The organism is Chromohalobacter canadensis (assembly GCF_029544075.1).
In the GTDB taxonomy this organism is placed as follows: Bacteria; Pseudomonadota; Gammaproteobacteria; order Pseudomonadales; family Halomonadaceae; genus Chromohalobacter; species Chromohalobacter canadensis_A.
Genome location: NZ_JAJQJH010000017.1, coordinates 53637 through 71342 on the forward strand (window position 1 = coordinate 53637; position 17706 = coordinate 71342).

The 17706-nt window shown below is 63.2% G+C and carries 18 protein-coding genes; 17 read left to right on the forward strand and 1 reads right to left on the reverse strand.

The genetic code is table 11. From position 1 onward, the window contains the following. The first annotated feature begins 247 nt into the window (after positions 1 to 247). The 13 genes from urtA (at position 248) to LUN51_RS15855 (ending at position 11813) form a co-directional block, all read left to right on the forward strand. Complete coding sequence (gene urtA, locus LUN51_RS15795) at positions 248 to 1495, forward strand: urea ABC transporter substrate-binding protein (protein WP_240673422.1); 1248 nt, start codon at positions 248 to 250, stop codon at positions 1493 to 1495. Positions 1496 to 1612: 117 nt separating this feature from the next. Next, positions 1613 to 3268 (forward strand): urea ABC transporter permease subunit UrtB, encoded by a 1656-nt coding sequence (gene urtB, locus LUN51_RS15800; RefSeq protein ID WP_277812007.1) that lies wholly within the window; start codon positions 1613 to 1615, stop codon positions 3266 to 3268. Continuing rightward, positions 3265 to 4317 carry an urea ABC transporter permease subunit UrtC gene (gene urtC / locus LUN51_RS15805; RefSeq protein WP_277812008.1) on the forward strand — a complete coding sequence of 351 codons (1053 nt, stop codon included), beginning with the start codon at positions 3265 to 3267 and terminating at the stop codon, positions 4315 to 4317. The genes urtB and urtC overlap by 4 nt, the downstream gene beginning before the upstream one ends. Further along, entirely contained in the window at positions 4314 to 5186 is an 873-nt protein-coding gene (gene urtD / locus LUN51_RS15810; protein ID WP_277812009.1) for an urea ABC transporter ATP-binding protein UrtD, read from the forward strand. Before urtC ends, urtD begins: the two co-directional genes overlap by 4 nt. Beyond that, positions 5186 to 5896 carry an urea ABC transporter ATP-binding subunit UrtE gene (gene urtE, locus LUN51_RS15815; RefSeq protein ID WP_277812010.1) on the forward strand — a complete coding sequence of 237 codons (711 nt, stop codon included), beginning with the start codon at positions 5186 to 5188 and terminating at the stop codon, positions 5894 to 5896. Before urtD ends, urtE begins: the two co-directional genes overlap by 1 nt. Then, positions 5893 to 6834 (forward strand): urease accessory protein UreD, encoded by a 942-nt coding sequence (locus LUN51_RS15820; RefSeq protein WP_277812011.1) that lies wholly within the window; start codon positions 5893 to 5895, stop codon positions 6832 to 6834. Before urtE ends, LUN51_RS15820 begins: the two co-directional genes overlap by 4 nt. A 42-nt stretch (positions 6835 to 6876) precedes the next feature. Then, on the forward strand, positions 6877 to 7179 hold the full coding sequence (locus LUN51_RS15825; protein WP_011507603.1) for an urease subunit gamma: 303 nt from the start codon (positions 6877 to 6879) through the stop codon (positions 7177 to 7179). Between the two features lie 54 nt (positions 7180 to 7233). Beyond that, positions 7234 to 7566, forward strand: coding sequence for an urease subunit beta (locus LUN51_RS15830; RefSeq protein ID WP_277812012.1), 333 nt, complete (start codon positions 7234 to 7236; stop codon positions 7564 to 7566). Beyond that, a complete protein-coding gene (gene ureC / locus LUN51_RS15835) occupies positions 7563 to 9266 on the forward strand; it encodes an urease subunit alpha (RefSeq protein ID WP_277812013.1) in 1704 nt (567 codons plus the stop codon). Before LUN51_RS15830 ends, ureC begins: the two co-directional genes overlap by 4 nt. Positions 9267 to 9306: 40 nt before the next feature. After that, positions 9307 to 9807, forward strand: coding sequence for an urease accessory protein UreE (gene ureE, locus LUN51_RS15840; protein ID WP_011507600.1), 501 nt, complete (start codon positions 9307 to 9309; stop codon positions 9805 to 9807). Further along, on the forward strand, positions 9797 to 10489 hold the full coding sequence (locus tag LUN51_RS15845) for an urease accessory protein UreF (protein ID WP_139312401.1): 693 nt from the start codon (positions 9797 to 9799) through the stop codon (positions 10487 to 10489). Before ureE ends, LUN51_RS15845 begins: the two co-directional genes overlap by 11 nt. Positions 10490 to 10500: 11 nt before the next feature. Further along, a complete protein-coding gene (gene ureG / locus LUN51_RS15850; RefSeq protein WP_246895330.1) occupies positions 10501 to 11169 on the forward strand; it encodes an urease accessory protein UreG in 669 nt (222 codons plus the stop codon). Between the two features lie 38 nt (positions 11170 to 11207). After that, positions 11208 to 11813 (forward strand): HupE/UreJ family protein, encoded by a 606-nt coding sequence (locus LUN51_RS15855; protein WP_277812014.1) that lies wholly within the window; start codon positions 11208 to 11210, stop codon positions 11811 to 11813. 11 nt (positions 11814 to 11824) lie between these two features. Here LUN51_RS15855 and LUN51_RS15860 read toward each other — a convergent pair whose 3' ends face one another. Next, the gene (locus LUN51_RS15860) at positions 11825 to 12643 is read right to left on the reverse strand and encodes a DUF1206 domain-containing protein (protein WP_277812015.1); all 819 of its coding nucleotides are present in this window, start codon (positions 12641 to 12643) and stop codon (positions 11825 to 11827) included. 211 nt (positions 12644 to 12854) lie between these two features. On the opposite strand from LUN51_RS15860, the gene LUN51_RS15865 reads away from it, so the two are divergent. The 4 genes from LUN51_RS15865 (at position 12855) to LUN51_RS15880 (ending at position 17248) form a co-directional block, all read left to right on the forward strand. Further along, on the forward strand, positions 12855 to 13085 hold the full coding sequence (locus LUN51_RS15865) for a hypothetical protein (protein ID WP_277812016.1): 231 nt from the start codon (positions 12855 to 12857) through the stop codon (positions 13083 to 13085). Continuing rightward, positions 13075 to 14580: a sodium:solute symporter family protein gene (locus tag LUN51_RS15870; RefSeq protein WP_277812017.1), complete on the forward strand. Its 1506-nt coding sequence runs from the start codon at positions 13075 to 13077 to the stop codon at positions 14578 to 14580. Before LUN51_RS15865 ends, LUN51_RS15870 begins: the two co-directional genes overlap by 11 nt. 434 nt (positions 14581 to 15014) lie before the next feature. Next, positions 15015 to 16772: a methyl-accepting chemotaxis protein gene (locus LUN51_RS15875; protein WP_277812018.1), complete on the forward strand. Its 1758-nt coding sequence runs from the start codon at positions 15015 to 15017 to the stop codon at positions 16770 to 16772. A 101-nt stretch (positions 16773 to 16873) separates the two neighbouring features. Next, complete coding sequence (locus LUN51_RS15880; protein ID WP_277812019.1) at positions 16874 to 17248, forward strand: Rap1a/Tai family immunity protein; 375 nt, start codon at positions 16874 to 16876, stop codon at positions 17246 to 17248. Positions 17249 to 17706: the final 458 nt, after the last annotated feature.

The following is a 17706-nucleotide window of genomic DNA, read 5'->3' on the forward strand; positions in this document are numbered from 1 at the left end:
GTGCGCCATTTAGGTGCGGACGATTCCCTCTTGCGCTTTTTGTATACGCTATAAGTCATTGTTACTCATGCGGTTTAAAGGGCGGTGCACGAAGTTGGCACATGACTTGCGAGGTGTCGTGTAGACGTCATCGGGCGTCGTCGCTGGATATCACGACAACAGCGTGCATTGGCGCTGCAACAACAATCAGACCCGCAAGGAGTCGTTCGTGAACAAGATCACCTCCACCGCCGCACTCTTACTCTCGATGGGCATCGCGCTTCCGGCCGCGGCCCAGGAAGACACCATCAAGGTCGGAATCCTGCACTCTCTTTCCGGGACCATGGCCATCAGCGAGTCGACGCTGAAGGATGAGCTGTTGATGCTCATCGAGCAGCAGAACGAAAACGGCGGGTTGCTGGGCAAGCAGCTCGAACCCGTGGTGATGGATCCGGCCTCGGACTGGTCGCTGTACGCCGAGCAGGCGCGCGACATGCTCACCGGGGACGACCGGGTCGACGTGATCTTCGGCAACTGGACGTCGGCGTCGCGCAAGGCGGTGCTGCCGGTGGTCGAGGAAGAGAACGGCCTGCTGTTCTATCCGGTGCAGTATGAGGGCGAGGAATCGTCCGAGAACATCTTCTATACCGGCGCGGCACCCAACCAGCAGGCGATTCCCGCGGTCGACTACCTGATGAGCCAGGGCGTGGAGCGCTGGGCGCTGCTGGGTACCGACTACGTCTACCCACGCACCACCAACAAGATTCTCGAGGCGTATCTCAAGGACCACGGCGTCGCCGACGACGACATCATGGTCAATTACACGCCGTTCGGCTTCAGCAATTGGCAGTCGATCGTCTCCGAGGTCAAGGACTTCGGCAGCCAGGGCAAGAAGACCGCCGTGGTCTCGACCATCAACGGCGATGCCAACGTGCCGTTCTACACCGAGCTTTCCAATCAGGGCATCAGTGCCTCCGACATCCCGGTGGTCGCCTTCTCGGTGGGCGAGCAGGAGCTGTCCGGCATCGATACCGGGCCGCTGGTGGGGCACATGGCGGCGTGGAACTACTTCATGAGCGTCGACAGCGACGCCAACTACGACTTCATCGACAACTGGGTCGAATACACCGGCGACGACATGGCCGTGACCAACGATCCCATGGAAGCGCACTACATCGGCTTCAACATGTGGCTGGAGGCGGTGCGCGAGGCCGGCACTACCGATGTCGACGCGGTGAAGGATTCGATCATCGGGGTCACGGTGCCCAACCTCTCCGGTGGCTCCTCGGCGATGATGCCCAACCACCACATCACCAAGCCGGTGATGATCGGCGAGATCCAGGACGACGGTCAGTTCAGCGTGGTCTGGGAAACCTCGGGCAATGTCGCCGGCGATGCCTGGTCCGACTATCTCCCCGAATCGCAGGACCTGATCAGCGACTGGCGCGCGCCACTGCGCTGCGGAAAGCTCAACGTCGACACCATGACCTGCGAGGACGGCGCCGGCGCCGAGTAAGCACGCCCACGGCGAGCGTCCGGCGCTCGCCGTTTCCTTCACGTCATGACGCCCCGCAGGCTGGGGCGCTCCCGAATCGTGCGCCGCGATCGTCGCGGCGCGAGAAGGAACCTTTCGATGACGCCAACTCACGCGACGAATGTTCGGCCAGAAGGCATGACCGGACCGCAGGCCGGCTTGGGTTTCCGGCATTGCCTGACGGTCGTGGCCGCACTGCTGGTGTGGCTCGCCATCGTCTCGCCGGTGCAGGCCGAGGTGACGCCGCAGCGTGCCCAGGCCTTGCTGCAGGCGCTGGACACCGACGACTTCGATGCCAAGGCCGAGGCCGCCCAGGCCATCGCCGCCAGCGACGCCGCCCAGAAAACTCGCTGGCTCGAGGCCTTGCTCGACGGCCGTCTGGGACGCGAGCGCCGTGGCGAGCGTTTTTACATCATCACCGATGACAGCGGCCGCGAATGGCCGATCATCGACGCCATCACCTTCGAGGAGGCCGGCACCGGCTCCCGGCGCAGCGTCGATGCGTTTCGCATCAACAACGCGCTGCGCACCCAGTTGCAGGGCCTGATCGCCTCGCTGTCGCTCGACGAAGGCGACGAGGCGACCCGTCTCGAGGCCGCGAAGCGCTTGATCGGCGAGGTCGATGCGCAAAGCGTCGACACGGTCGCCGCGCAACTCGACGACGAGGAGAGTCCCGCGGTACGCGCCGAGCTCGAAACCGCACTGGCGCTGTATCGCGTGGAGCAGGGCGATGCCGCGGCCCTGGAAACCCTGCGCGGCAATCTCGACACTCGCGTGCGCAATTCGCTCGCTACCATCGCCGCCGGCGACGCCCCGATCGCCGCCGAGGCCGGCGAGACGCTGGCCGGCATCGAGAGCAAGCGTGCCTGGTACGAGCGGGGACAGACGCTGTTCTTCGGCTTGAGTGCCGGGTCGGTGCTGGTGCTGGCGGCGATCGGCCTGGCGATCACCTTCGGCGTGATGGGGGTGATCAACATGGCGCACGGCGAGCTGATCATGATGGGGGCCTACACCACCTGGATGATTCAGCAACTGTTGCCCGGGCAGCCGGGGCTGGCCTTGTTGCTGGCGATCCCCGGCGGTTTCCTGGTCGCGGCGGCGTTCGGCATTCTCATCGAGCGCAGCGTGATCCGCTTTCTCAAGGGGCGTCCGCTCGAGACGCTGCTGGCGACCTTCGGCATCAGCCTGATCCTGCAGCAACTGGTGCGCACGGTGTTCTCGCCGCTCAATCGCCGGGTGGCCTCGCCGGACTGGCTGCAGGGCGCATGGCAGATCAACGAGGCCTTGTCGCTGACCCTCAACCGCCTGGGCGTGCTGCTCTTCTGCCTGGTGGTGTTCGCCGCGTTGTGGGCGCTGATGCGCTACACCCGGCTGGGGCTGGAGGTGCGCGCGGTGACCCAGAATCGTGCCATGGCACGCTCGATGGGCGTGCGCGCCGCGCGGGTGGACATGCTCACTTTCGGCCTGGGTGCCGGGGTCGCCGGGCTGGCGGGCGTCGCCCTGTCCCAGATCACCAACGTGGGGCCCAACCTGGGGCAGAGCTATATCGTCGACTCCTTCCTGGTGGTGGTCTTCGGCGGCGTCGGCAACCTGTGGGGCACCCTGGTCGCCGGCATGTCGCTGGGCGTGATCAATCAGGTCCTGCAGCCCTGGGTCGGGGCCGTGCTGGCCAAGGTGATCGTGCTGATCGGCGTCATCCTGTTCATTCAGAAACGTCCGCAGGGCCTCTTCGCGCCCAAGGGGCGGACCTCATGAGTCTCGCCACGATGTTCAAACGCAATTCCCTGCTCGATGAACGCTCGACCTGGATCACTAGCGTCGTCCTGATCGTCGGCATGCTGGCGGTGGTCGTGCTCCATGCCTTGCCGACGGATCATGCCTGGCACCTGAACGGCTCCGTCGTCTCGCTGCTGGGCAAGTACCTGACCTACATGCTGCTGGCGCTGGCGGTGGATTTGATCTGGGGTTACCTGGGCATCCTGAGCCTGGGCCACGGGGCCTTCTTCGCCCTGGGCGGCTATGCCATGGGGCTCTACCTGACCGCCCAGCAGGCACCGCTGGCGCCCTGGCAGGCTGTCATGGCTCACTTTCCCGTGGCGGCGCTCGCCGTGATCCTGGCGCCGGGGCTGCTGGCACTGGTCTTCGGCTGGCTGGCGTTTCGCTCGCGGGTCACCGGCGTGTACTTCTCGATCATCACCCAGGCGCTGACCTTCGCGCTGATGCTGGCCTTCAACCGCAACGAAATGGCCATGGGGGGCAGTACCGGGCTGACGCGATTCGATGAGTTGCTGGGCTTCGCGCTCGCCGGCGAAGGCATGACCGTGGCGCTGTTCGTGGCCTCGGGCGTGGCCGTGCTGCTGGCGTTCTGGGGCTGCAAGGCAGTCACCCGGTCACGGCTCGGGCGGGTGTGCATGGCCACCCGGGACGCCGAGGCACGGGTGCGCTTCATCGGCTATCGCGTCGAACACGTCAAGCTGGCGGTGTTCGTACTGTCGGCGATGATCGCGGGCGTCGCCGGGGCGCTCTACGTGCCGCAGGTCGGCATCATCAACCCGAGCACCTTCGCGCCGCTGTTCTCCATCGAGGTCGTGGTCTGGGTCGCATTGGGCGGCCGCGCCACGCTTTACGGCGCGCTGCTCGGCGCGCTGGTCGTCAATTATCTCAAGACGGTGCTGACCGGAGTGATGCCGGATGCCTGGCTGTTTCTGCTCGGGGGCTTGTTCGTGGTGGTCACCATGTTCCTGCCGCAGGGCGTGGCGGGCCTGATGGCGCACCTGCGTCGGCGCCGGGAGGTGACCGCATGAGCATGATGGATTCGCAGCGCATGCAACGCCTGCGCGAGTTCGCGCGCCCCGATCGCGTCTTCGACTTCATGGCACCGGCGGAGTCCCCCGTCGACGTGCGTCACGGACCGATTCTCTACCTCGAGGATGTCAGCGTGAGCTTCGACGGCTTCAAGGCCATCGACAACCTCAATCTGACCATCGACGACGGCGAGCTGCGCTGCATCATCGGCCCCAACGGCGCGGGCAAGACCACCATGATGGACATCATCACCGGTAAGACGCGTCCCGATCGCGGACAGGCTTGGTTCGGCAGCCGCCACAACCTGCTGCAGATGGACGAACCACAGATCGCCAACCTGGGGATCGGGCGTAAGTTCCAGAAACCCACCGTGTTCGAGGCGTTGTCGGTGAACGCCAACCTCGAGCTGGCGATGGCGGGCGACCGGCGCGTATGGAAGACCTTGCTGGCCCGCCTCGACCACGAGGGGCGCGAGCGTATCGACGAGGTCATGGAGATCATCGGCCTGAGCGGCGAACGCGACCGGCTGGCCGGCGTGCTCTCGCATGGCCAGAAGCAATGGCTGGAGATCGGCATGCTGCTGATGCAGCGCCCGCGGCTGTTGCTGGTCGACGAGCCCGTGGCGGGCATGACCGAGCCGGAAATGCACCGCACGGCGGAGTTGATGACGCGCCTGGCCGGCCAGCAGTCGGTGGTGGTGGTCGAGCACGACATGGGGTTCGTACGCTCCATCGCCCGTACCGTCACCGTGCTGCATCAGGGCAGCGTGCTCGCCGAGGGCAGCATGGACGAGGTCGCCAACGACCCGAAGGTGATCGACGTCTATCTGGGCGGCGACGAATCGTCCGACGTGCGGGAGGGAACCTGATGCTCAGCGTCGACAAGCTCAACCAGTATTACGGCGAAAGCCATATCCTGCGCGATCTCTCGCTGGAGGTACCGGCGGGGCGCTGCACCTGCGTCATGGGCCGCAACGGAGTGGGCAAGACCACGCTGCTCAAGGCCATCATGGGCGAAGTGGCGGTGCGCGCCGGTCAGGTGCGTTTCGCCGACGAGAACCTGCTCAAGCGGCGCCCCGAGAGCCGCGCCGACCTGGGCATCGGCTACGTGCCCCAGGGGCGGCAGATCTTCGCCACGCTGAGCGTGGAGGAGAATCTGCGCATCGGTTTGCCGGCACGGCGCAAGCGTGTGCAAGGTGCGGCGGAGCGGGGCATTCCCGAGCGTATCTACGAACTCTTTCCGGTGCTTCGGGAAATGCGTCACCGGCGTGGCGGTGACCTGTCCGGCGGCCAGCAGCAGCAACTGGCCATCGGCCGGGCGCTGGTGATCGAGCCGCGCCTGCTGATCCTCGACGAACCCGGCGAGGGCATCCAGCCCAACATCGTCGCGCAGATCGGTGAGGTGATACGCCGGCTCAACCAGGAGGACGGGCTCACCGTGTTGCTGGTCGAGCAGAAGCTGCCGTTCGCGCGCAAGTACGCCGATCGCTTCACGATCATGGACCGGGGGCAGACGGTCGCCGGCGGCGAGATCGGTGAACTCGACGATGACCTGATCAAACGGCACCTGACGGTATGACGGACTTGTCGTTTCCCGGCCAGGCGGCGTCGCCCGGTGAAGGGGCGGGGCAGACGCCGTCCGGCGGTTCGGGGCACCGCTTCGACACCCGGCGCCACTGGGCGGCTTCCCTGTCGCTGGGCTTTCGCGATCGCGATGGGCGCACGCGGATGACGCGTGCGCGCCACCACGGCCCTCTGCGCGTGCAACGGCCGTTCTATCCCGAAACGGGCCATATTCCCGACGCTCGCTACGCGGAGCCTTGCCATGTGTATCTGTTGCACCCACCGGGCGGACTGGTCAGCGGCGACGAGCTGCGCATCGACATCGAGGCCGAGCGCGGCGCCCATGCCCTGCTGACCACGCCGGCGGCGACCAAGCTGTATCGCGCCGATAGCCATGGCGTGTGCTGGGGGCAGCACACGCATCTGACCGTGCGGCCCGGCGCGCTGCTCGAATGGCTGCCGCAGGAAACCCTGTGTTTCGACGGCGCGCGTGGCATGCAGAGCACGACGCTGGATGTGCAGGGCGATGGCTGCTGCGTGGGCTGGGAAGTCCTGGCGCTGGGGCGTCCCGCCAGCCAGTTGCCGTTCGTCAGCGGACGGGTCGAGCAGCGCTTCGCGTTGACGCGCGACGGACGCCCGCTATGGCGTGAACGTCAGCCGCTCGATCCCATGCATTCACGGTTCCACGGCTATTGGGGACAGGGCGGCAGTACGGTGCAGGCGACGCTCTGGGCAGTGGGGCTGACGGCGCCGCAGGCCGCGGTGGAGGCTCTGAGGGAATGCTTGCCGGCATCGCGGCACTGGGCCGTCACCCAGCGCCGCGACGTGCTCCTGCTGCGCTATCTGGGCGATGAGCGCAATGCCGCCTGGGAGGTTTGTCAGCAGGCCTGGGAGGTGCTGCGGCCCTGGCTGTCGTCACGGCAGGCCAGCGTGCCGCGGATCTGGATGACCTGACGACGGCCCGACGCCCGAATTCATCAAGAGAGAGTTGCCGATATGGAATTGACCCCGAGAGACAAGGACAAGCTGCTGCTGTTTTCCGCCGCGCAACTTGCCGAACGACGCCGTGCCCGTGGCCTCAAGCTCAACTACCCCGAGGCGGTGGCCTTGATCAGCTTCGAGATCCTGGAAGGCGCGCGCGACGGCAAGAGCGTCGCCGAACTGATGAGCGCCGGGCGCGAGATCCTGACCCGCGACGACGTCATGGAAGGCGTGGCCGAGATGGTCGATGAGGTGCAGGTCGAGGCGACGTTCCCGGACGGCACCAAGCTGGTCACAGTTCATAGCCCGATTGTGTGACGGAGTCCGCAATGGCTGCGCTCGCGCATTTCAGTAACCTCGTAAGGAGGCGCCATGATTCCCGGTGAATACCAGTTGCAGGACGGCGAGATCGAACTCTGCGCAGGGCGCGAGCGGATCACCGTCGAGGTCGCCAATACCGGCGACCGGCCCATCCAGATCGGGTCGCACTACCACTTTGCCGAGGCCAACCCGGCCTTGATCTTCGACCGCGACAAGACGCGCGGTTATCGCCTCGACGTGGCGGCGGGCACGGCGATTCGCTTCGAGCCCGGCCAGCGTCGCGAGGTGACCCTGATTCCCTTCGTCGGCCGGCGGCATATCTACGGCTTTCACGGCGATGTGATGGGCAGCCTCGACCAATCCAGTGCGGGAGGAACGCCATGAAGATCAGTCGCAAAGCCTATGCGGATATGTATGGCCCGACGGTGGGCGATCGCGTGCGGCTCGGCGATACCGAGCTGTGGATCGAGGTCGAGCAGGATTTCACCCACTACGGCGACGAGGTCAAGTTCGGCGGCGGCAAGGTGATCCGCGATGGCATGGGACAGAGCCAGCGCGTCGACGAGGCGGTGATGGATACCGTCATCACCAATGCCCTGATTCTCGACTGGTGGGGTATCGTCAAGGCCGACGTGGGACTCAAGCAGGGCCATATCGCGAGCATCGGCAAGGCCGGCAATCCGGATACGCAACCGGACGTCGACATCGTCATCGGCCCCGGCACCGAAGTGATCGCCGGCGAAGGCAAGATTCTCACCGCCGGGGGCATCGACGCCCATATTCACTTCATCTGCCCCCACCAGGTGGAAGAGGCATTGATGAGCGGCATCACCACCATGCTCGGCGGTGGCACCGGCCCGGCCACCGGCACCAATGCCACGACCTGCACCCCGGGCGAGTGGCATCTCGGCAAGATGCTGCAGGCCGTCGACGACATGCCCATGAACATCGGTCTGCTGGGCAAGGGTAACGCCAGCCTGCCCGAGGCGCTGGAGGCGCAGCTGGAGGCCGGCGCCATGGGCCTCAAGCTGCACGAGGACTGGGGCACCACGCCGGCGTCCATCGACAACTGCCTGAGCGTGGCCGAGAAGTACGACGTGCAGATCGCCATCCACACCGACACGCTCAACGAGTCGGGCTTCGTCGAGGACACCCTGGCGGCCTTCAAGGAACGCTGCATTCACACCTACCACACCGAAGGCGCCGGGGGCGGACATGCTCCGGACATCATCACCGCCTGCGCCAAGTCGTACGTGCTGCCGTCATCGACCAATCCCACGCGTCCCTACACAGTGAACACCATCGATGAGCATCTCGACATGCTGATGGTGTGCCACCACCTCGATCCCAACATCCCCGAGGACGTCGCCTTCGCCGATTCGCGAATCCGTCGCGAGACCATCGCCGCCGAGGACATCCTCCACGACATGGGCGTGATTTCGATGATCGCGTCGGACTCCCAGGCCATGGGGCGGGTCGGCGAGGTGATCTGCCGGACCTGGCAGACCGCTCACAAGATGAAGGTGCAGCGGGGCCTGCTGCCGGAGGACGCTGCGCGCGGTGCGGACAATCATCGCGCCAAGCGGTATGTCGCCAAGTACACCATCAATCCGGCGATCACCCATGGCATCGCCCACGCGGTGGGCTCGGTGGAGGTCGGCAAGCTGGCCGACCTGGTGTTGTGGGACCCGGCCTTCTTCGGCGTCAAGCCGGCCATGATGCTCAAGGGCGGCATGATCGCCGCCGCGCCGATGGGCGACCCCAACGCCTCGATCCCCACGCCGCAGCCGGTGCACTACCGAACCATGTTCGGCGCCCTGGGGCGGGCGGCCAGCCGCACGCGCCTGACCTTCGTCAGCCAGGTCGCGCTGGATGCCGGCATCCGCGAGCGCCTGGGGCTGCAGAGCGATCTGGTGGCCTGCAAGGACGTGCGCGGCGTGCGCAAGGCCGACATGAAGCTCAACGAGGTTTGCCCCCATCTCGAGGTGGATCCGCAGACCTACGAGGTGCGTTGCGATGGCGACATCCTAACCTGCGAGCCTGCCACCGAGCTGCCGCTCGCCCAGCGGTACCACTTGTTTTGAGTCACGCGCCAGGGCGCGTGGCCGAGAGGGAGATTGAACGATGCTGAAACTGATCGAACGCCTGGGGCCGATTGCGGCGGAGCAGGCCGGCGAGACGCTCACGTTGCCATTCGAGGCGCGCATGCGCGGGCGGCTCAAGGCGGTCAGCGATGCCGGCCGCGAGCTGGGCCTGTTCCTCGATCGTGGCCCGGTGCTGCGCGACGGCGACGGGCTGCGTGCCGAGAGCGGCGAAGTGGTGCGCGTCCAGGCGGCCGACGAGCCGGTGGTGACGGCACGGATCGAAGGCGCACTGGCGCTGGCGCGGCTGTGCTATCACCTGGGCAACCGTCACGTGCAACTGGCCATCGCGGGCGACGCGCAACGCGGCTGGGTGCGCTTTCCGCCGGATCACGTGCTCGAGGAACTGGCCGAGCGGCTGGGCGCGACGCTCGAGCACCACGCGGCACCGTTCGATCCCGAGCCGGGCGCCTATGGCCAGGCGGAAGGCCACGGCCATGGTCACGATCATCACCACCATCAGGCGTCGGCACATGTCCACTGAGCCGGTGTCGCAGCACGATCCGCTGGCCCTGGCCGGGCTCATGCAGCTGGTCAGTCCGGCGTTGCCGATCGGTGCCTTTGCCTGGTCGCAGGGGCTCGAGAGCGCGCTGGAGCTGGGCTGGGTCGATGATGAGGCGAGCCTCGGCGAGTGGCTCGCCGGCGTGCTCGACGATGGGCTGACCCGCTGCGAATTACCGGTGCTGGCGCGCGCCCATCGCGCCTGGGCGGAGGGCGACGCCGAGGCCCTGGCGCACTGGAATGACTGGCTGCAGGCCAATCGTGAAACTCGCGAGCTGCTCGAGGAAGAGCAGCGCCTGGGCGGCACGCTGGTGCGCTTGCTGAGAAGTCTCGATCAGGTGCCCGTGGCGCCGGTCATGCCCGAGACGCCGGGTTACATAGTGGCCTTTGCTTTGGCGGCACGCGTACGCGGTGTGAGTTGTGAAGATGCCATGCTGGGCTTCGCCTGGGCGTGGCTGGAAAACCAGTTGACGGTGGCCTGCAAGGCCTTGCCTCTAGGGCAGACGAGTGCTCAGCGTCTCGTCGAACGTCTACGCCCGGCCCTTGTTGCGGCAGTCACCGAGGCCCAGGCGTTGGAAGACGATGATTTGGGACCGGCGTTGCCCGGCCTGGCGTTAGCTAGCGCTTTGCATGAAACCCAGTATTCACGGTTGTTCAGGAGTTGAGGAGAAAGAACATGACACATTGTCTACGCGTCGGTGTCGGCGGCCCGGTGGGATCCGGCAAGACGGCGCTGCTCAAGCAACTCTGCCTGGCCCTGCGCGATCATTACGATATCGCCGTGGTCACCAATGACATCTATACCCGCGAGGATGCCGACTTCCTGCTCAAGCACGATGCCTTGGAATCCAACCGCATTCTGGGGGTGGAAACCGGGGGGTGCCCGCACACCGCGATCCGCGAGGATGCCTCGATGAACCTGGCGGCCATCGACGAGCTGCAGTCGCGTCATCCGGGGCTCGAGCTGGTGATGGTCGAGTCCGGCGGCGACAACTTGTCGGCAACGTTCAGCCCCGAACTTTCCGATCTGACGCTCTACGTGATCGATGTTTCCGCCGGCGACAAGATCCCGCGCAAGGGCGGGCCGGGGATCACCAAATCCGATCTGCTGATCATCAACAAGATCGATATCGCCGAGCAGGTACATGCCTCGCTGGAGGTCATGGACCGTGACGCACGCAAGATGCGCGGCGAGCGGCCGTTCGTGTTCACCAACCTGCACGACGGGGTGGGGGTCGAGGAGATCGTCGCCTTCATCCTCGAGCGGGGCATGCTGCCGGAGCGCCGGCCGGCGTCGCAGCATGTGGGGCAGGCGGCGGACGCCGATGTGGCGTCAAGCACCTAAGACACGCTGGTTATCACTGACTATAAAGGAGAATATTCATGTCCATGTCTCGTCTTCATATGCGCCATCTGATCCTGGCGTTGACCCCCTTGGCTTTGTTGTTCGCTGGTTCTGCATTGGCGCACCCGGGGCATCTATCGCATTCGCATGCCGGCAGTTTCATGGCTGGCTTGACGCATCCATTGACCGGGCTCGACCACCTGCTAGCGATGGCGGCCATCGGGCTGTGGAGCTTCCGTCAGGCGGGCGCGTTACGCCGTGCCATGCCACTGCTGATTGCGCTGGGCATGCTGGCGGGCGCCAGTCTGGCCTGGATGGGCGTGCCGCTGCTGGGCGTCGAATTCGGCATCGCCTCGAGCGTGTTGCTGGCCGGGGTGCTGCTGGCCTCGCTGGTACGTTTGCCAAGTGCCCTGGGTGGCATGCTGGTGTTCGCCTTCATCCTGCTGCATGGCCACGCGCATGGCAGCGAACTGGCGCCGGGGGCATCCGCGTTGTTGTATGCGGCGGGCTTCGTGGCGACCAGCGTGGCCATCACCCTGACGGGACGTGTGCTGGGCGAGTGGCTATCGCGTCGTGACAATCGTTGGCTACGCGGGATCGGCGCCGCTACCGCGGCTGCCGGCGGCGCCTTGATGATGGGCTGAGTCGACGTCGTTTACAGGCGCGGCGTTCGTGTACGCCGATAACCGGCATTGATGAAGCAATAGAGTCCATAGGCCACGAGGCCCAGCGAGACACCGCCGAGCAACCAACGGCCGTAGGGTTGCTCGGCGAGTGTGTGGAGCACGCCTCCCAGCCCCTCGGCATTGTCGGGGTCGACCTCGACGGCAGCAATGCACAGAAACACGCCAATGATCATGAAGACCAGGCCCCGTGCCGCCAGGCCCAGGCGGGCGATGCCTTCGAGCAGCGGCATCGGGCCCTTGGGCATGTCCTCGATATGCCAGTTGCGCCGGTAGTGCCGCTTCCACGCGCGATAAAACTGATGCAGCCCCACGCAAACAAAGATTATTCCGATGCCCAGCAAGACGAATAGCCCGCCAGGATAGGTGAGCAGCTTGGCAGTTTGCTGAGAGGTGCTGCTGCCTCCGCCGCTGGCTAGCGAGAGAATCAGTAGCGTGGCGCATTGCCAGGCCAGGGCGATGTATAAAAGCCCGCTGATGGCGAAACCGAGACGCTGCAAGATGCCTTTCCAGCCGTTGCCCTTGTGCTCAAGATCCCACCAGGCCTGGGCGAGTCGCCAGAGCACATAGGCGAGCAGGCCGATACCGAGCAACCCGATCAATAGTGTGCCGAACGGCCATAGCGCGATGGCGCGAATGACCTCGCTGGTACCGGCCTGCTGGCCACCGAGCCCAATCGTGGTGAGCAGCGACAGCCAGCCCACCGTGAAGTAGACCATTCCCTTGGCGATATAGCCGGCACTGGCCGTGCCACTGAGTGCGTTACGCAATCCGGCCAGGGAAAATTTCATTAGGACATCCTTGTCGCCGAGGAAAAACAGAGGAAGCGGTAGGCGCCATGCTATGGCAAGTGTACTGACTATGCCCATAGGCCGTTAAGAACATGCGAGCACGTGTCGATCCCCTAGAGCGAATGAATGCGCTACCATGAGCGCTTTTCGTATCGCATTGTAAGGCATACGCCTTGGCAACGTAGACCATCTTTCCTGAGCGGAACGTTTCATGAAGCATTATATCGTGCGGCCGACCACGGGCCGTGGCTGGGGTTTGACTCTGGCATTCGTCGTGCTCATAGCAGCAGGCATCTGGCCGGTGATCGGTTGGTTCAACCAAGCCTGCGTGGTGCTCGGCTTGCCACTGATCGCGGTATGGTCGTACGTCATCGTGTTTGCCTGTTGTGGTGTCATGGCCATCGGCAATCGGCTAGTGGAGCGTTCTTGCGATGACGAGTAGTGTGCCGATTATCATGACGCTCGCTTATCTGGGCGTGGCGATCTTCCTTGGCTTGCGCGCCCGGACAGGACGCTCGATGAACTCGCTGGAAGAGTGGGGCGTCGCCGGTCGCAGCATGGGGCCGGTTACGCTCTATTTGCTGATCGCCGCAGGCAGCGTGAGCGCTTACACCTTCATGGGCGCTCCAGGCTGGGCCTACACCAAGGGCGTTGCGGTATTCTACGTGGTAATCTACCTATCCTATCTGGCGTTGGTGGCTTGGTATTTTGGTCCTAAGGTGTGGGCCTTTGGTCGGCGTTTCGGACATGTCACGCAAGGGGCGGCCATTGCCGATCGTTATGAAAGCCCGCTGCTGGGTGGTCTGGCCGCAGGGGTAATGTCGATCGCGTCATTGGCCTATGCGGTACTGCAGACCATTGGGGCGGCGTATATTCTGCACGTCATGAGCGCTGGACGTTTACCGATCTGGGTGGGGGTGCTGGTGGTCTTGAGCTGTATCGCCCTTTATCTCTATGCCAGCGGCCAACGTGCGATCGGTATCACCAACGCCTTTCAGGGCGTGCTGATGCTGGCGGTGGCGTGGGCGATTGGGCTCTGGGCGTCACAGCGCTTCGGCGGCGGCCTTTGGTTCGACGATGTTTTTACCACTTTGAGTGAGCGTGATCCTGCCTTTCTGACCTTGCCGGGCGCGCAGGGGGATATGAGCTTTGCCTTCTGGACGACATCGATCATCGTCTCGATGCTGTCGTTCATGCCGCCGGTCTGGACGCAGTGGATGAGTGCGTCATCGGCACGCACCATTCGTCGCAGCGCGACTTGGCTGCCGAGCTATTACGTGGTCATCCTGCCGATGGTGGTGGTGGGCTTCATCGGCATCTATAGCCTGCCTGAGCTGGCGCGTGCCGATACCGTGGCTCTGGAGCTTGCCATGCAACAGATGCCGGTCTGGCTGGTGGGCTTATTGGGCGCGGGCACGTTGGCCGCGTCGATGTCGTCCTGCGAACCCTTCTTGCATTCGGTGGCGCTGTCCTATTCCAAGGACATCGCCCAGCCAGCCCTCAAACTTACCGACGCCGCTGCCGGCAAACTGGCGCGGCGCTTGCTCTTGCCGCTCATGGCGCTGATCGTTGCGCCGGTGGCTATCGCCGAACCCAGCAACCTGGTGATGATATTGCTCGTGGGGCTGGGCTTTGCCACCCAGGTGTTGCCTGCCTTCATCGGCATGTTCTTCTGGACCCGTGCCTCCAAACTGGGCGTATTGAGCGGCATCGTGGTGGGGTTTACCGTCACACTGCTGTTTACGCTGGTGTGGCGCAATCCGCTGGGAATCCACGCTGGGTTCTGGGGGCTGCTAATCAATCTGCCAGTATTCGTGGCGATCACTTGCTTGACGCGCCCGGCCTCGACAGCCGTGATCGAGCGGTTTTTCGCCATTGCGGCGCCCGCGAGAAGTCGTCTCAATGCAGAAGACAAAGACTTGGCATCGCGAGGCTGAGTAAGCGCTTACGCCGAGTGTTGTACAACGCTTTTCCAAGTCCGGTCTGACGTCTAAGATGGAAGTGATTCAAGCGATCATCGGCCACTGGGACGCTGCCAAGGGAATTGCGCGATTGCGCTGGTTGGTGGCTGGCAGCCAAGGAAGGAGGCGGGTCTCGCCTCGCAGGCTCATGTGATCCGAATCGCCAAGGAAGACGCAGGTCTCATGTGTCTCCAGAGGTGGAAGATCATCTGCCTCCAACCGGTCTGCAAAGGCTGGCGTATGACTCTAGCCACGCTGTGGCGGCTTGCCGGTTGATTGTCAACCGGCGTTTTTTTGTCCTCGTTTCGACGTTTGATGAATGCGGAACGCTGGAAACTCGCCGATAACGCTTTATAAGCGTCGTCGTGAGCGAAGCCATCGTTTTTTCGCGTCCATGGAGTCGAAACGAAATGCCAGCCAGTGCGAAGCGCGTATCGCTGCAAAACCTGGGCTTACAGCCCCGTATCCTCATGGCTACCTTGTTGCCTCTGGTGCTTATCAGCGCGGTCATCTTGTGCGCCACGGTCTATCAGATGAAGCAACAGGCCGAGGAGAATCTTGAGGAACGTCGTGCCTCCCTGATCGAAGATCGGCGCGATGCCCTGCGTGATTTGATCGATACGGCGGTATCATCGATTGCGCCGCTCCGTGACAGCGATAATGCTAATACGCAAGAACTCAAGGCCGAGGCGGCAGACCTTCTGCGTAGCATTCGTTATGGCAACAATGGCTATGTCTTTGTCTACGATTACGACGGCAATAATGTGGTGCTACCGTTTTCGCCTGACAAGCAGGGTACGGATATGTCGGACCTGACGGCGCCCAACGGTGATTACCTGGTGCGCGAATTCGTGGCACGGGCACGCGACGGCGGCGGTTTTTACGAATACCCGTGGCTCAATCCCGAGAGCGGCGATGAAGAAGCCAAGTTATCGTATATCGCTGCTATCGACGAGTGGCAGTGGGCGGTCGGTACCGGTGTTTACATCGCCGATATCGATGCCGAAATAGCTGCCATGCGCGAAGACCTCAACGCCGCTATATGGCGGAATGCGCTGGTAACGGTTGGGCTTGGCGTAATCGCGTTCGTGATCGTAGCGCTACTGGCGGTCATCATGACGCGGAGTATCGTGGGACCGATTCGTCGCACGTCCCAGGCGATGAGTGATATCGCTTCCGGGGAGGCTGATTTGACGCGGCGGTTGCCGGTAGAGCGTCACGATGAAGTCGGGGAGCTGGCCGAACGCTTCAATGCCTTCGTCGAGCGTATCCAGCATACGCTGGTCAAGGTACGCGGTGCCTCGCACGCGGTTGATTCTGCGTCGGGAGAGATCACCCAGGTCAGTCAAGACCTGTCCAGCCGTACCGAGCAGACGGCGGCCAACCTGCAGCAAACCTCAGCCTCGATGGAAGAGCTCACCGGCACCGTCTCGCATTCCGCTGACTCGGCAGGACAAGCCAACCAGTTGGCGCAGGATTCGGCCGGCGTTGCGCGCCGAGGCGGCGAGGTGATGAGTGAAGTCGAACAGACCATGGTGGATATCGATACTGCTTCGCGCCAAGTGGGGGAGATCATTACCTTGATGGATAGCATCGCTTTCCAGACCAATATTCTGGCGCTGAATGCTTCCGTCGAAGCGGCACGCGCCGGCGAGCACGGGCGCGGATTCGCCGTGGTGGCCAGCGAGGTGCGCACTCTTGCCAGCCGCAGTGCCGAAGCCGCCAAAGAAATTCGCACCTTGATCGAGACTTCCACACAGCGCACGCAACGCGGCACGGAGCTCGTCAAAAGTGCGGGCGCGACGATGCATGAGATCGTCGAGAGCGTGATGCGCGTCAGCGATGTCATCAACGAGATCAGCGCCGCCAGCAAGGAACAGAGCGACGGCATTAACCAGGTCAACACGGCGGTTGCCGAACTCGACCGCATGACCCAACAAAATGCCTCCATGGTGGAAGAGACCAGCACAGCGTCTGAAGAACTGAGCGCCCAGGCACAGTCGCTGGCGCATGCCCTGGCAGCGTTCCAGTTGGGTGATGACGAGCGTGCCTCCCTGACGCCACCCCGCCAAGCATCGCGGCCTGTGGCTGGGAAAGACGCTAGCTCCGCCCAAGCGCCGGTGACAACCCGGCAAACGCGGTCTCAAGACGAGTGGGCGGAGTTCTAGGTAGCGGTTGACGTCTTATCGATATCGCGGCTTACTCATGCTCATGGCGACCGTAGCACGGTCGCCATGTCGTGCCTCAATGGAATAAGCAAGGAGTCAGGGTGAGTCACAAGACACAAACCGCCAAACGGGCATTGAGTGTGGTGTTGGTAGCCGGGTTGGGCAGTGCGGGAATTGGAAACGCTTGGGGCTATTTTTACAATGGTGCCGACCTTCTCGATTTTCAGCGCCATTACCAGCAATTTCGCGCCGATGAACCCTACGATACCAGTAAGTTTTTCACATACACTGGGTATGTGCTAGGCGTTTTTGACCGGTTAGAATCCCGAAAAAAGATTTGTGCACCCAGTGACGTTCGCGGTCGCGATATCTTGGATGATGTGTCGCAATATCTGGAAAATGCTTCCGAGAGCTGGAGCGAACCGGCCAGTGATGTGGTCACCGACGCCTTGAAAAAGACGTACGCCTGCCAATGAAGTAACACGTATGCAGGGTGCAATGCCAGCCTGTAACCTGAAAAGGGGCGGGAGGGCCCGCATGGTCACGACGGTTTGCTCACGAACCTTTAGTTAATATAGGTTAATCTTATTGCATTCGAAATTTGTCATAATTACTAACATCCAGGAAGGATAACCAGCTGCCAAGGATGTGCTGAATTCATTCATGCACATGGGCTTATGCTGATTGAGGGCCTCCGATCGTCCTCGGAGGTTCTCTCTTTCGATTCATCACCGGCTGTTTTACTTCATATTATGCAATTGCCCAGCTCGCAGACTGGGCAATTTATTACTGAGACAGAAAAAGGCTACAAAGCCGCTATCCGAAGTGGTCAAGAACTATCAGGTTTTACGCTGACGATCTTGGATTCATAGAATAACCGCAGCACTTTGGACCGCCAGGTAGAGGAAGGAGGGCCAGCGCCGGTACCCTCTCG